The 14,418-nt window shown below is 68.1% G+C and carries 12 protein-coding genes; 9 read left to right on the top strand and 3 right to left on the bottom strand.

What is annotated here, in order from left to right; genetic code table 11:
- Positions 1-150 precede the first annotated feature (150 nt).
- From ABE434_RS13765 to ABE434_RS13755, 3 genes are read left to right on the top strand one after another with little or no spacing between them, the layout of a single operon-like run.
- Complete coding sequence (locus ABE434_RS13765) at positions 151-516, top strand: BlaI/MecI/CopY family transcriptional regulator (protein WP_346479233.1); 366 nt, start codon at positions 151-153, stop codon at positions 514-516.
- A complete protein-coding gene (locus ABE434_RS13760; protein WP_346479232.1) occupies positions 509-1,714 on the top strand; it encodes a TonB family protein in 1,206 nt (401 codons plus the stop codon). The genes ABE434_RS13765 and ABE434_RS13760 overlap by 8 nt, the downstream gene beginning before the upstream one ends.
- Positions 1,711-2,280: a hypothetical protein gene (locus ABE434_RS13755; protein ID WP_346479231.1), complete on the top strand. Its 570-nt coding sequence runs from the start codon at positions 1,711-1,713 to the stop codon at positions 2,278-2,280. The genes ABE434_RS13760 and ABE434_RS13755 overlap by 4 nt, the downstream gene beginning before the upstream one ends.
- Before the next feature lie 52 nt (positions 2,281-2,332).
- Here ABE434_RS13755 and ABE434_RS13750 read toward each other — a convergent pair whose 3' ends face one another.
- The 3 genes from ABE434_RS13750 to ABE434_RS13740 form a co-directional block, all read right to left on the bottom strand.
- Positions 2,333-3,139 carry an MBL fold metallo-hydrolase gene (locus tag ABE434_RS13750; RefSeq protein ID WP_346479230.1) on the bottom strand — a complete coding sequence of 269 codons (807 nt, stop codon included), beginning with the start codon at positions 3,137-3,139 and terminating at the stop codon, positions 2,333-2,335.
- A 10-nt stretch (positions 3,140-3,149) separates the two neighbouring features.
- Entirely contained in the window at positions 3,150-3,965 is an 816-nt protein-coding gene (locus ABE434_RS13745) for a S1/P1 nuclease (RefSeq protein WP_346479229.1), read from the bottom strand.
- 635 nt (positions 3,966-4,600) lie between these two features.
- Positions 4,601-5,230, bottom strand: a complete 630-nt coding sequence (locus ABE434_RS13740) for an OmpW family outer membrane protein (protein ID WP_346479228.1) — start codon at positions 5,228-5,230, stop codon at positions 4,601-4,603.
- Between the two features lie 200 nt (positions 5,231-5,430).
- Between ABE434_RS13740 and gap the strand changes: the two genes are divergently transcribed.
- The 6 genes from gap to pyk all read left to right on the top strand — a co-directional run bounded on the left by gap (position 5,431) and on the right by pyk (position 14,331).
- On the top strand, positions 5,431-6,432 hold the full coding sequence (gene gap, locus ABE434_RS13735; RefSeq protein ID WP_121039371.1) for a type I glyceraldehyde-3-phosphate dehydrogenase: 1,002 nt from the start codon (positions 5,431-5,433) through the stop codon (positions 6,430-6,432).
- 180 nt (positions 6,433-6,612) lie between these two features.
- Entirely contained in the window at positions 6,613-9,297 is a 2,685-nt protein-coding gene (locus ABE434_RS13730) for a DUF2339 domain-containing protein (RefSeq protein WP_346479227.1), read from the top strand.
- Positions 9,298-9,311: 14 nt separating this feature from the next.
- A complete protein-coding gene (locus ABE434_RS13725) occupies positions 9,312-10,676 on the top strand; it encodes a DUF3999 domain-containing protein (protein WP_346479266.1) in 1,365 nt (454 codons plus the stop codon).
- A 161-nt stretch (positions 10,677-10,837) separates the two neighbouring features.
- Positions 10,838-12,013, top strand: coding sequence for a phosphoglycerate kinase (locus ABE434_RS13720; RefSeq protein WP_176988356.1), 1,176 nt, complete (start codon positions 10,838-10,840; stop codon positions 12,011-12,013).
- The gene (locus ABE434_RS13715) at positions 12,010-12,651 is read left to right on the top strand and encodes an HAD hydrolase-like protein (protein ID WP_346479226.1); all 642 of its coding nucleotides are present in this window, start codon (positions 12,010-12,012) and stop codon (positions 12,649-12,651) included. The genes ABE434_RS13720 and ABE434_RS13715 overlap by 4 nt, the downstream gene beginning before the upstream one ends.
- 213 nt (positions 12,652-12,864) lie before the next feature.
- A complete protein-coding gene (pyk, locus tag ABE434_RS13710) occupies positions 12,865-14,331 on the top strand; it encodes a pyruvate kinase (RefSeq protein ID WP_121039358.1) in 1,467 nt (488 codons plus the stop codon).
- Positions 14,332-14,418: the final 87 nt, after the last annotated feature.

The raw sequence follows: 14,418 nt of genomic DNA, 5'->3' as shown, positions 1-14,418 counted from the left end.
CGAGACTTCATCGAATGTTCGGTGGCGTCTCATCGAGGGCTCCGCGGGGCATGCGCCGATGCTGGCAGCGGCTGCATGAACCGGCTGTCGAAGGGTTGACACCCGGGTTGATTACGGGCGTAATCGAGTTGTCGATTACGGATGTAAATGATGAGCCAGATCAGTGAGGCCGAAGCCGTGGTGATGGAGGTGCTGTGGCGCAACCATCCGCTGGGCGCTGACGAGGTGGTGACCGCGCTGGCCAGCCGCGACTGGGCCGAGCCCACCATCAAGACCCTGCTCAACCGGCTGCTGACCAAGGGCGCGATCAGCGCCAGCCGCGACGGGCGTCGCTATCTGTACTCGCCGGTGCTGCAGCGCCAGGCCTGGGTGGCCGAGCAGAGCGAGGGCTTCCTGGACCGGGTCTTCGCCGGCCGCGTCGCGCCGCTGGTGGCGCATTTCAGCCAGCGCGGGGAGCTCAGCGCGCAGGACATCGCCGAGCTGAAGCAGCTGATCCGGGAGCTGGGCCATGACTGACCTGCTTGATGGACTGCTGCAGGCCAGCGTGTGGCTGTCGGTGGCGACGCTGGTGCTGGCCGCGGCCAGGCCCCTGCTGCTTCGCCTCGGAGGCGCAGCGCTGGCGTATCGCAGCTGGTGGTTGCTGCCGTTGATGCTGGTCGCGCCGTACCTGCCACTGCCCCGGCTGCCGATGACTGAAACGGACCCGGTCATGGCCATGGCCTCGGCCCTGCGCGCGCCGGCCGTGCCCACCGACGCCTCGCAGTGGCCGCTGCTGCTGTTGACGGTGTGGTTGCTCGGCGCGGTAGCGGTGGCCTGCTTCAGCTGGCGCGCGCAGCGCCGCTTCGAGCATGCACTGGGCGAGCTCCAGCCGCGCACGGATGGCAGCTGGCAGGCCAGTGGCGACCCGGGGCTGCCGGCGCTGGTCGGCCTGTGGCGCCCGCGGATCGTGGTCGGCCCCGACTTCGAGCAGCGTTTCAGCCCGGCCGAGCAGGACCTGATCCTGCGTCATGAACACAGCCATCGCCGTCATGGCGATCCCTGGGCAAACGCCGCGCTGGCCCTGCTGCGCTGCGTGTTCTGGTTCCACCCATTGCTGCCGTGGGCGGCGCGCCGCTTCCTGCGTGACCAGGAACTGGCCTGCGACGCGCGCACGGTCGATCCGCATCCGGCCCTGCGCCGGCTCTACGCCAACGCGCTGCTCAAGGCGCAGTTGGTCCACCCGGTTGCACCGATGGCCTGCCACTGGCGCAGCCAACCGATGTTGAAGGAGCGTATCGCCATGTTGAAGGAACACAAGCGGAAGGCATTGCCGTGGATGACCGGGCAGGTGCTGGTGGTCGGGCTGTGTGTCGGGCTCTGCACGGTGGCCTGGGCCAGCCAGGGCGGCGCGGGTGCCGAGCCGGCGCCGGCCAAAGCGGCAACGAGCGATGGGCGCGCGCAGGCCCGTGACCTGACGCCACCGACGTATCCCAAGGCCGCGTTCGATCAGGGCATTTCCGGCAGCGTGATGTTGCGCGTGGAGGTCGATGCGGCTGGCAAGCCTGGCGATGTCCGGGTACTCAGTTCGACCCCGGCCGGCGTGTTCGACGAGGCCTCGATCGCTGCGGCCAAGCAATGGACGTTCGAACCGGCGCGCCGGAATGGACAAGCCGTTGCCTCGGCGTTGAAGATTCCGATGACATTCGAACTCGATGCGTCGGACCCGACGCTGTGAAGCGGGGCCCGCTGGCCGTGGTCCTGGCGATGCTGGTGGCCGGCTGTGCCAGTCACCCCTCGTCGACCACGGTGGACACGCGTGCCGAGAACGTGGATCACCAGCGTCTGGATCCGAACGTCGGCGCTCAGGGGAGCGGAAAGGTGGAGACGTATCAGCTGGGGCCGACCGAAGGCTACCGGATGCCGCAGCTCAATGCGGGGCCGGACCCGGCTGTCGGTGATCGCGATCCGCGCCGCGCGCTGGCACCGACGACGGTGTGCCTGCAGCTGGTGATCGATGCGGAAGGCAAGGTCGAACGCAGTCTGCCAGTGATCGATCGCAGCGACTGTGCCGCCGGCAATGCGCCGGAAAACGCGCCCCTCATGCAGGCTGCCCAGGAAGCGGTGGCGATGTGGCGCTTTGTCCCCGCGGCCGTCTGTCATTTCGCTCCGCAGCGCGTGCCAACGGATCGGGGTAACTGCGAGGGCGCCGAGCGCATTGAACCGGTGCCGGTGAGTCTGCTGTATGGCTTCACGTTCGAGATCGTGAAAGGACAGCACGTGGTGCGCGGGCAGGGGCGCTGAGCAGAACGAGGGGCGGGCCGCACGTTGCAGGGGAGCCGGCCAGCGGCCGGCATTACCTCGGCGGGCCGCCCTGGATGTTGGCTTTTACCGAGGGCTGCATCAGTTTCGGCTCGGGCAGGGTGGCATCACGCGCCTGGCGGGTGGCAACGAACTCGGCCTCGCTGATGCCGTCATGCAGGTGGATGTTGTGCGCGCGCTGCGCGCCGATGGTGGTCTCGTTGGCGACCTCGCGGCCACCGGGGCTGTAGTCGTGGCAGATGAACACACGCGTCGCGTCCGGCAATGCCAGCAGCCGCTGGATCGAACGATATAGCTGTCCCGCGTCACCGCCCGGGAAGTCGCAGCGGGCGGTGCCGCCGTCGGGCATGAACAGCGAGTCGCCAGTGAACAGCGCATCGCCGATCCGATACGCGACGCTGTCACTGGTGTGTCCCGGCACCGCGATCACCTCGGCGGCGATATCCCCGAGCGTGAAGCGCTCGCCATCGGCAAACAGATGATCGAACTGCGAGCCGTCGGTGGGTACATCGAGCGCGTAACGCGGTGCGAAGGTGCGCTGCACCTGCACGATGCCCTGGCCCATCGCCAGCGTCGCGTCCGGCCACTGGGATTTCAGCCAGCGCCCGGCACTGACATGGTCGGCGTGGGCATGGGTGTCCAGCAGCCAGCGCACCTGCAGGCCGTGCCCGCGCACATGCGCAAGCAACGGCTGCAGCGGCCCGGCGCCGAGTGCATCGGTGTCCGGGTCGTAGTCCAGCACGGGGTCGATCACCGCCGCCTGCAACGTCGCCGGGTCATGCACCACGTAGCTGAAGGTATGGCTGTCCGGGTGGAAGAAACTGGCGACGTGCAATGACATGGTACTGACCTCAGCGCTTGCCCAGGGTGTCGTTGAGCAGCACCGCCAGGCGTTCACCGGCCAGGCGCAGCTCGCGCTCGGCGACCGGGCGATAGGTCGCTGCATAGCTCGGAGCCAGCGTACGCTTGTCCGGGTAAACGCCAGGTGCAATGGCGATCCTGCAACTGGCTTCGGCCCACTGCACGGCATCGACATCGATGTTCGAACGCTTGCCCAGCGTGGGTTTGGGCAGGGCGAGCAGGCGCTTGAGGTACTGGTCGTCATCCAGCGCCTGCTCGTTCAGCATGCCGCTGTCCCACAGCGAGTGCAGGTTGGTACCGCGGTTGTTGAACTGCACCTGGAAATCGTTGCCGCCCTTGTCGTGGCCGTAGCCGGCATGCATCGGCTGGTGGATGTCGCCGGCGAAATGCACCACGAACTTCAGCGCCTGCGCGCGCTCGGCATCGGACCTGCTGCGGTCGCCGAGGATCGCGGTCTGCGTCTTCAGCGCCTCGACCACGCAGTTGCCGTTCCTGCAGTGCTTCTGCACCTGATAGTGGCAATCGTCTTCGCCGATGTTGACGTAGTGCCAGCCGGCCGAGCGCTTGCCCAGCCCCGGGTCCTTGGCACGCAGCTGATCGGCCCACGGGGCGATGGCGTGCAGGGTCGGGTCCGGCTCGGCGGCGAGCAGGCGGTCGACTTCGGCCTGGGTCTGCGGGGTCAGCCGGGTTTCGGCGATCCGCGCCACCAGCCGGTGGCCTTGCGCGCCCCAAGCCAGGGCATCGGTGGAAACAAGGGTGAGGGCCAGCGCGAGGGCGGTGGCCGGAAGCAGGGAAGGCATTTTCATCCGCGGCATTCTAGCGGGCCGACCGCCGTGCCGGCTTGCCACGATCTGGCCGGCTGCAGCGCGGGTCAGCTTGGTCGGCGCGCAGGATGTGACAGTGCGGGTGTTCGATACGACGACGCCGCATGCGCAGGCCGCGGCGCGGCATCTGCTCTCTGCAGGCTAGTGTCGGCCAGCTCGCTCGGAGGCCAGGCTGCGTCTCCACTTGGGTTGCCGCGAGTGTCACGCCCCGTAGCGACCGACAGGCCCCTCGGCAAATGTCCCCCGGCCGCCGCCTGGTGGTGCCGGCCTCCTCCTTGATTTTGCCCAGGTGCCTGCCGGCCGCTACGTGGCTCGGCGTGCGGTGTTCGGAAGGAGCACGGGCGCAACGGCGCGCGTATGGGGCACCCGTGGTCTGGATACGTGGGGTGCGATGCCCTTGTGGGCGAAATCAAGGAGGAGGCGGCGGCCGCAGGCCGACGCCGGGGGACATTCGCCGACAAGGGCATCGCGCCCCAGCGCCCGACGCACCTGCCGCCGTGCTCACAACACTGGCCACGCCCGCCACGTGGACGGAAGAAGAGAAAAAAAACCCCGGCCGAAGCCGGGGAAACTGTCTTGCTGCGAGGGTGTTGCCTTGTTGGGTTCTGATCCGCCGATCAGAACTTGAACACGTACGACACGCCGTAGGCGAGCGGGTCGATGTTGACGGTGCCGATCTTTTCGCCGTTGAGCTTGACCTTGCTGTCGATGTCCATCCAGCGCACGTCCACGCGCAGCGAGCCCTTGTCGTTGATCGCGAAGTCCACGCCGGCATGGGCGGCCAGGCCCCAGGAGTCTTCCATCTTGAGCTTGCTGCCGGCCAGCGCGCCGCCGGTCTTCTCGCTGAAGAAGGTCGTGTAGTTGATGCCGGCGCCCAGGAACGGGGACACCTTGCCCGTGCTGTTGAAGTGGTACTGCAGCGACACCACCGGTGGCAGGTGCTTGGTGCTGCCCACGTTGCCAAGGCCGGCGATGTTGATGTCGTGCTTGAACGGCAACGCGGCCAGGAGCTCGATGCCCAGGTTGTCGGCGATGAAGTACTCACCGGTGATGGTCGGCTTGATGTCGTTGTCGACGTCGACCTTCAGCGTGCCGCCGGCCAGCGAGCCGTTGTTGGACTTCGGGGCGACCTGGTGCACGCCGGCACCGATCGTCCAGTCGCCCTTGGACTGGGCCATGGCGGGGGCGGCGGCCAGCGCCAGGGCGGCGGCCAGGCTGGAGAGCAGGAGGGGGGAGGTCTTGCGCATGAGACGGTCTCGTGGCGGGTTGGAATGGCGCCAGTTTTCCCGCCCGCGCCGCAGTGCGCCTTGATCCGGATCAATCCGGGTATTTACCGTTGTAACCGGTTCCCATTCGTCTTCCCCGGGCCGGGCCGGTTCCGGCCCTGCTAGAATGAACACCCCTTTCCATCGGCGCCGCACCGTCGCGGCTGCAGGAGCTTGTGAACATGGCAATCAAGGTTGGCATCAACGGTTTCGGTCGCATCGGGCGCAACGTGCTGCGTTCGGCCGTGCTGAACTTCGGCAATGACATCGAAATCGTCGCCATCAACGATCTGCTGGAGCCGGACTACCTGGCGTACATGCTGAAGTACGACTCCGTGCATGGCCGCTTCAAGGCCGACGTGGAAGTCTCCGGCAACGACCTGCTGGTCAACGGCAAGAAGATCCGCCTGACCCAGGAACGCGATCCGGCCAACCTGAAGTGGGACGAAGTCGGCGTGGACGTCGTCATCGAATCCACCGGCCTGTTCCTGACCAAGGAAACCGCGCAGAAGCACATCGATGCGGGCGCCAAGAAGGTGATCCTGTCGGCGCCGTCGAAGGACGACACCCCGATGTTCGTGTTCGGCGTGAACGACAAGACCTACGCCGGCCAGGCGATCGTCTCGAACGCCTCGTGCACCACCAACTGCCTGGCCCCGCTGGCCAAGGTCATCAACGACAAGTGGGGCATCAAGCGAGGCCTGATGACCACCGTGCACGCGGCGACCGCGACCCAGAAGACCGTCGATGGCCCGTCCAACAAGGACTGGCGCGGTGGCCGTGGCATCCTGGAAAACATCATTCCGTCCTCGACCGGTGCGGCCAAGGCCGTCGGCGTGGTGATCCCGGAATTGAACAAGAAGCTGACCGGCATGAGCTTCCGCGTGCCCACCTCGGACGTGTCGGTGGTCGATCTGACCGTCGAGCTGGAGAAGGAAGCCACCTACGCCGAAATCTGCGCTGAAGTGAAGGCACAGAGCGAAGGCGCGCTGAAGGGCATCCTGGGCTACACCGAAGACAAGGTCGTGGCGACCGACTTCCGCGGCGAGACCCACACCTCGGTGTTCGACGCCGACGCCGGCATCGCGCTGGACAGCACCTTCGTCAAGCTGGTGTCGTGGTACGACAACGAATGGGGCTACTCCAACAAGTGCCTGGAAATGGTCAAGGTCGTCGCGGCGTAAGCCAGCGCTGCCCCTGCGTCATTCCACAGACCCCGGCCCCGTGCCGGGGTCTGTCGTTTCAGGCGGACCATTCACGCCCGTGATCCCGCGCGTACCGCCGATCCATTAGCATGGCCCGCGTGCCGCCGGCACTGCGCCTGTCCGGCGCAGCCGTGGCGACCCTCTTGAGGATGGCCTGGAATGGAAGCTCTGATTGTCCTGCTGGTGCTGGTGCTGCTGGCGATCCCGCTGCTGCTGATCGTGGCCCTGGTGATGATCGCGGGCCTGCGCCGCCGCGTGGCCGCGCTGGAACACCGGGCGGCCGGGTCCGCCTGGGACGCCGCGCCGGCGCCAGCCGAACCCGAACGGCCGCTGCGCTGGACGGATATTGAATCCGTCGACACCGTGGCCGCGCCGCTGGACTTCGCCATGCAGCCCGGGGCCGAGAGGCCCGTCGAGACCGCGGACACCGTGGCTGCCCCCGCCTCGGCGGGGGCCATGCCGCCGCCGCTGCCGTCCTCGGCGCCGATTCCGCCCAGGCCCGCACCGCCGGCGGTGCCGGTTGAACCGCAGGGCCCGGGCATCGGCGAACGCATCGTCGGCACCATCAAGCAGTGGTTCACCGAGGGCAACGTGCCGGTCAAGATCGGCATGCTGGTACTGCTGGCCGGTGTGGCCGCGCTGCTCAAGTACGCCAGCGACCAGGGCTGGTTGAACGCCCCGATCGAGCTGCGCCTGGCCGCCATCGCGGTGGCGGCGCTGGCCGGGCTGGTGTTCGGCTGGGTGCAGCGCGATACCCGGCGCCTGTTCGCGCTGGCGCTGCAGGGCGGGGCGATCGGCGTCCTGCTGCTGACCATCTTCGCCGCGTTCAAGCGCTACGACCTGATTCCCGCCGTGCCGGCTTTCGCGCTCAGCGTGCTGCTGATTGCCGGCATGGGCGTGTTGGCGGTGGTGCAGAACTCGCGCACGCTGGCCGTGCTCGGCATCCTGGCCGGCTTCATGGCGCCGATCTGGCTGTCCACTGGCAGCGGCAACCATGTCGCGCTGTTCTCGTATTACGCCGTGCTCAATGCGGCGATCCTGGCGATTGCCTGGTGGCGTCCGTGGCGCGCGCTGAACCTGCTCGGTTTCGCCTTCACCTTCGGCATCGGCACGGCCTGGGGCGTGCTCCAGTACAGCGCGGACAAGTTCGCCAGCACCGAGCCGTTCCTGTTGCTGTTCTTCGCCTTCTACCTGCTGATTCCGATCCTTTATGCGCGTCGGCAGAGCGCGGAGAAGCGCGACCTGATCGATGGCAGCCTGGTGTTCGGCACGCCGCTGATCGCGTTCTCGCTGCAGGCTGGCCTGCTGCATGACGACCGCCTGCTGCTGGCGTTGTGCTCGCTGGCACTGGCTGCGTTGTATGCGGGTCTGGCGTGGGTGCTGATCAAGCGCGAGCGCTATGCCGCGCTGGGCCAGTCGCATGCGGTACTCGCGGTGGGCTTCGCCACGTTGGCGGTGCCGCTGGCGCTGTCCGCACGCGCCACCGCCAGCGTGTTCGCGCTGGAAGGGGCGGCGCTGGCCTGGCTGGGCCTGCGCCAGCAGCGCTGGCTGCCGCAGATCACCGGTGCGCTGTTGACCCTGGGCGCCGCGTTCGGCTTCGTGGTCGGCGCGGACTACTGGCATCTCGATGCCACGGCGATCGCCAACCCCACCTTCATGAGCGGCCTGCTGCTGGCACTGGCCGGGTTCGCCGCGGCCTTCAGCTATCGCCGTGCGCAGCAGGATGCGCCGGCCATCGTCTACTACCTCTGGGGGCTGCTGTGGTGGCTGGGCAGCGTCAGCCACGAGATCCTGCGCTTCGTCGCCCACCGCAACGAACCCGATGCGCTGCTGATCGGCGCAGCGGTGACCGGTTGGCTGGCCGCCGAGATGCATCGCCGCTGGCCGGCGCGCGCGCTGGTGCTGACCACGCTGGGGATGGTGCTGGCCGCGTTCCCGTTGGCGCTGTGGCAGGCCGATGTGCACGATCAACCGTTCGCCGGCTATGGCGCACTGGCCTGGGCGGTGTTCGCGCTGCTGGGTGTGCGCAGCCTGTGGTGCCTGCGTGCGGGTGATGACCGCACGTCGCTGGCGGCGCAGTTCCTGTGGTGGCTGCTGTGGCCGTCCGTGGTGTCGCTGGCCTGCCTGTGGCTGGCCGACCGCTTCGCGCTGGCACAGGGCTGGGGCCTGGCGTTGATGTTGCTGCCGTGGCTGCTGGTCACCGCCGTGGCGCTGCTGCGCTGGCCGTGGCTGACGGTGCCGCTGGGCGAACGCTTCGATCGCATGCGCGGCGCGTTGCAATGCACCTTGTTCGCCGTGCTCGGCGTGAGCTGGGCGGGCCTGCTGCTGGTGCCGGCCGGCGCTGCTCCGCTGCCGTGGTTGCCGCTGCTCAACCCGGTGGAACTGGTGCAGCTGGCAGTGCTGGTGCTCGCCGCGCGCTGGCTGTGGTCCGGACAGGCGCCGGAGGGCCTTCGCGCGATCCGCATCCCGGTGCTTGCGATTGCCGGTTTCGTCGCGCTGACCAGCATCACCCTGCATGCCGTGCATCACTGGGGCGGGGTGCCGTGGAACGAGCGCCTGTGGTCCTCGACGCTGGCCCAGACCAGCCTGACCGTGGTGTGGAGCGTGCTCGGCGTGATCAGCTGGGTGTGGGGCTCGCGCCGCGGGCAACGCGTCCTGTGGCTGGTAGGTGCGGTGCTGATGGGCGTGGTGCTGGCCAAGCTGGTGCTGATCGATCGCCAGCATCTGGGCAACCTGCTCGGGATTTCTTCTTTCATCGCCTACGGCCTGCTGTGCACGGTCGTGGGCTATCTGGCACCGGCGCCGCCGCGCGCGCCGGACCCCGCCGTGGAGCCGCAGTCTTGAAGACCTTTCGCCCGCTGATCCTCCTCGCTGCGCTGGCGCTTCCGGCGCTTCCGGCGCTGGCCCAGGGCCAGGCCCAGGCCGCCGACGGCCGCCAGGCCTATCGCCAGCAATGGCCGCTGCAGCTCGCGCAGCCGCAGGCGGGTGCGTACCGGTTGACCCTCGACGAGGGCGTGTACCGCACCGCGGTCTCGCCACGTCTGGCCGATGTGCAGGTGTTCAACGCGCAGGGTCAGGCACTGCCGTCGGCGTTGTTGGCCGCCGACCAGCCGTTGGCGCAGGCACCGCAGTGGCAGACGCTGTCCTGGTTCCCGCTGCCGCCGATGGCCGGCACCTCCGGCGATGACCTGCAACTGCTCACCGAGCGCAACACCGACGGCAGCGTGCGCCGGGTCGAGGCGCGGCTGGGGCGGGGCGGGGCGGCCGGACAACCCGCAGGCTGGCTGATCGACGCCAGCGCGCTGGAGACCGGCGTGCAGGCGCTGCGCTTGGACTGGCAGACACAGACGCCCCTGCAGGCCCGTGTGCGCGTGGAGATGAGCAACGACCTGCGCGACTGGTTGCGGATTGCCGATGACGTGCCGCTGGTTGATCTGCAGCACGAAGGCCGCCGCCTGCAGCAGCGCCGCATCGAGATCGCGCGCCAGGCCCGGTATTTCCGCATCCTGCCGATCGGTGCCGATGCCTTGCCGGCGCTGTCCACGGTGCAGGCCGAGCTGGCGCCGACCGCGCAGGCGATCGCCTGGCGCTGGCAGTCGTTGACCGGTGCCGCCGGCAAGCCCGGCGAGTTCGAGTATCAGCTTGATGGGCGCTTCCCGATCGCGCAGGCCGATATCGCGACGGCGGACAACAGCGTGGTGCAGTGGACGCTGCTGAGCCGCGACGATGCCGACCAGCCGTGGCAGGTGCGGGCCGGTCCGTGGGTGGCCTATCAGCTGCAGGACGCCGCCGACCGCCGCCAATCGCAGACCCAGCCGCTGGCGCGCAGCACGCGCGACCGCTACTGGAAGCTCGTGGCCGGCCAGCCGCAGTCGATGCCGGCGCCGACGCTCAAGCTCGGTTACCAGCCTGAAGCGCTGGTGTTCCTCAGCCAGGGCGAGCCGCCCTACACGGTAGCCGCCGGCAGCGTACGCGCGGAGCGCCAGGATGCGCCGGTCGCTACGGTGATCGCGCAGCTGCGCGAACAGCATGGCGCGCAGTGGCAGCCGGCGCAGGCGAGCATGCAGGGCGAACCGCAGATGCTCGCCGGCGATGCCGCGGTGGCGCCGCAGCGCGACTGGAAGCAATGGCTGCTGTGGGCGCTGCTGGTGATCGGCGTGCTGATCGTCGGCGGCTTCGCAGTCAGCCTGCTGCGCCAACCTAATAGGGACGGAGGTAGTTAAGCGCGCTTAACTACCTCCGTCCCCGTTAAAAAGCGTGCGACGACCGACGGTCGCCGCCTACCTCCGTCCCCGTCATGAATTTGCGATGCACCGCGCCAGCCGGGACAATGACGGTCTGCGCCGTGCGGCGCCCTTCCTTCTTCAGAGCCAAAGAGTTGCTTATGTCCATCGTTCGCATGACCGACCTCGATCTCTCCGGCAAGCGCGTGCTGATCCGCCAGGATCTGAACGTGCCGATCGACAACGGCCAGATCACCTCCGAGCAGCGCATCACCGCGTCGCTGCCGACGCTGAAGCTGGCGCTGGAGAAGGGCGCCGCCGTGATGGTGACCTCGCATCTCGGACGTCCGAAGGAAGGCGTGTGGAGCGAGGCCGAATCGCTGGCGCCGGTGGCGCTGCGTCTGTCGCAGCTGCTGGGTGTCGAGGTGCCGCTGGTGCGCGATTGGGTCGACGGCGTGGACGTCGCGCCGGGTTCGATCGTCTTGCTGGAAAACTGCCGCATGAATGTCGGCGAAGGCAAGGACGATGAAGCGCTGGCGAAGAAGTACGCCGCGCTCTGCGATGTGTTCGTGATGGATGCCTTCGGCACCGCGCACCGTGCACAGGCCTCCACCCACGGCGTGATCCGCTTCGCCCCGGTGGCCGCCGGTGGCCCGCTGCTGATGGCCGAGCTGGACGCGCTGGCCAAGGCGCTGCTCGCCCCGGCCCAGCCGCTGCTGGCGATCGTGGCCGGCAGCAAGGTCAGCACCAAGCTCGAACTGCTCTCCAGCCTGGTCGGCAAGGTCGACCAGCTGATCGTCGGCGGTGGCATCGCCAACACCTTCATCGCGGCCGCCGGTTACTCGGTCGGCAAGTCGCTGTACGAGCCGGACCTGCTGGACACCGCGAAGAAGATCGTCGCCGATGCCAAGGCGCGCGGCGCCGACATCCCGCTGCCGACCGACGTGGTCGTGGCCAAGCAGTTCCTGCCGGACGCCGAAGCCACGGTGAAGGCCGTCGCCGACGTGGCCGAGGATGACCTGATCCTGGACATCGGCCCGGACACCGCGCAGCACTACGCCGGCCTGATCGCCAAGGCCGGCACCGTGGTCTGGAACGGCCCGGTCGGCGTGTTCGAATTCGAGGCCTTCAGCCATGGCACCGAAGCCCTGGCCCGTGCCATCGCCGCCTCGCCGGCGTTCTCGATCGCCGGCGGCGGCGATACCCTGGCCGCGGTCGACAAGTACGACATCGCGGGGGAAGTGAGCTACATCTCCACCGGTGGCGGCGCGTTCCTGGAGTTCCTGGAAGGCAAGACCCTGCCGGCCGTCGCCGCGCTGGAGGCCCGCGGCGCGTGAGCCGCGATGTCCTGTTCTTCGATCTCGACGGCACGCTGATCGATTCGGCCGTCGGGATCACCCAGTGCGTGGCGCATGCGCTTACGCAGATGGGCCAGCCGGTCCCGCCGCAGGCCGAACTGCGGCGCTGGATCGGCCCGTCGCTGCGCACCAGCTTCGCGCCGTTGTTCAACGATCCGGCCCAGATCGAGCAGGCGGTGACGTATTACCGCGAACGCTTCGACGTGGTCGGCTGGCGCGAGCATGAGGTCTATCCGCGGATCGGCCAGGTTGTGCAGGCCTTCAAGGATCGCGGCCATCGGCTCGCGATCGTCACCGCCAAGAACGAACCGCATGCGCGGCGCATCGTCGAGCACCTGCCGTTCGGCGACTGCTTCGAGGACGTGATCGGGGCCACCCCGGATGGCAGCCGCAGCGAGAAGCCGCAGCTGGTCGCCGAGGCGCTGCACCGGCTGTCGTTGACCCCGGCGCAGTGCTGGATGATCGGCGACCGGCGCATGGATATCGAAGGCGCGCGCCATCACGGTCTGCGCAATATCGGGGTGTTGTGGGGCTTCGGCGGTGCCGAGGAGCTCACGGCAGCCGGGGCCGGGCACCTCGCGCAGGCACCGGACGACCTGCTCACCCTGATCGATTGAGGGCCGCGGCGGCGATCCGTACGCCGCCGCATGTCCCGTGCAAAGGCCCGCCGCGATTGGCGCTGGCCGCCGGGCAGTCAAACGACTGTCCGCCCGCCCGTCTCGGGCTGTCTGCAGGACAACAGCGAAACCCAAGCGTGCCAGCGGTGTAATCGTATTCATGGGACGTGATGGGTGTGCTAATTTCACTCCTTTAACGGGAGCCCATTAACCATGATTGAGCGTCAGCGTCGCACCAAGATCCTTGCCACCCTCGGACCGGCGACCGACCCGCCGGGCGTGCTGGAGGATCTCTTCCGCGCCGGCGTGAACGTGGTTCGCCTCAACTTCAGCCACGGTGACCCGTCGGGCCAGGCCAAGCGCGCCGCCGATGTGCGTGCCGCCGCTGCCCGCGTGGGCGTGGAAGTGGGCATCCTGGCCGATCTGCCGGGCCCGAAGATCCGCATCGAGCGTTTTGCCGAAGGCAAGATCAAGCTCAAGGCGGGTGACCGCTTCGACCTGGTCGCCTCGCCGAACGCACCGGCCGGCGACACCACCCAGGTGGGCGTGAGCTACCTCGGCCTGCCGCAGGACGTGGTGGCCGGTGACATCCTGCTGCTCGACGATGGCCTGATGCAGTTGCAGGTCACCGAAGTGCAGGGCGAGCGCATCATCAACACCGTGCTCAACGACGGCGTGCTGTCCGACCGCAAGGGCCTGAACAAGCAGGGCGGTGGCCTGTCGCTGGGCGCGCTGACCGAGCGCGACAAAGAACTGATCGGCATCGTGGCCAAGATCGGCGTGGACTTCATCGCCGTCTCGTTCTGCCGCAATGCGCAGGACATGAACGACGCGCGCGAGATCGCCGAGTCGCACGGCTGCTACGCCGCGCTGGTCTCCAAGATCGAGCGCACCGAAGCGATCGACAACCTCGAAGAGATCGTCGACGCCAGTGACGTGGTCATGGTCGCGCGTGGCGACCTGGGCGTGGAAATCGGCGATGCCGAACTGCCGGGCCTGCAGAAGAAGATCATCAAGGCCTCGCTGGCGCAGAACAAAGTGGTGATCACCGCCACCCAGATGCTGCAGTCGATGGTCGAAAGCCCGATCCCGACCCGCGCCGAAGTGCTGGACGTGGCCAACTCGGTCATCGACGGTACCGACGCAGTGATGCTGTCGGCCGAAACCGCCGCGGGCATGTACCCGGTCAAGGCGGTCGAAGCGATGGCACGCATCTGCCTCGGTGCCGAACGCCAGTTCCAGACCGAGACCGATTTCGGTGCCTCGCCGCGCAACCTGGAGCGTGCCGACCAGGCGATCGCCATGGCCACCATGTTCCTGTCCCAGCATGTGGGCGTGCGCGCGATCGTGGCGATGACCGAATCCGGTGGCACCGCGCGTTACCTCTCGCGCTTCCGTGCCTCGGCCCCGGTGTTCGCGGTGACCCGCCATGACGGCGCCCGCCGCCAGATGGCGCTGATGCGCGATGTGTTCCCGATCAACTTCGACAGCCGCGGCCTGACCCCGCGCGAAGCCGCGCGCGGCAGCATCCGCCTGCTGTTCGAAGCAAACCAGCTGCAGAGCGGCGACCGCGTCGTCTTCACCAGCGGTGAGCACATGGAAACCCATGGCGCCACCAACACGCTGCGCCTGCTGGAAGTGGGCGAAGACGGCCGTGCGAGCGGCCTGGGCGAGCTTTAACCGACCGCCCCGCAACACCCGGACCCGCGTGGCTTCACGGCCGCGCGGGTTCGTCGTTTCAGATGGAATCGTTTCCAGATTCCGTGG

The organism is Stenotrophomonas sp. TWI1183 (assembly GCF_039673115.1).
Lineage (GTDB): Bacteria > Pseudomonadota > Gammaproteobacteria > Xanthomonadales > Xanthomonadaceae > Stenotrophomonas > Stenotrophomonas maltophilia_AA.
The sequence above is the reverse complement of the archived record's forward strand: the minus strand, read 5'-3'. Positions and strand labels throughout refer to the sequence as shown.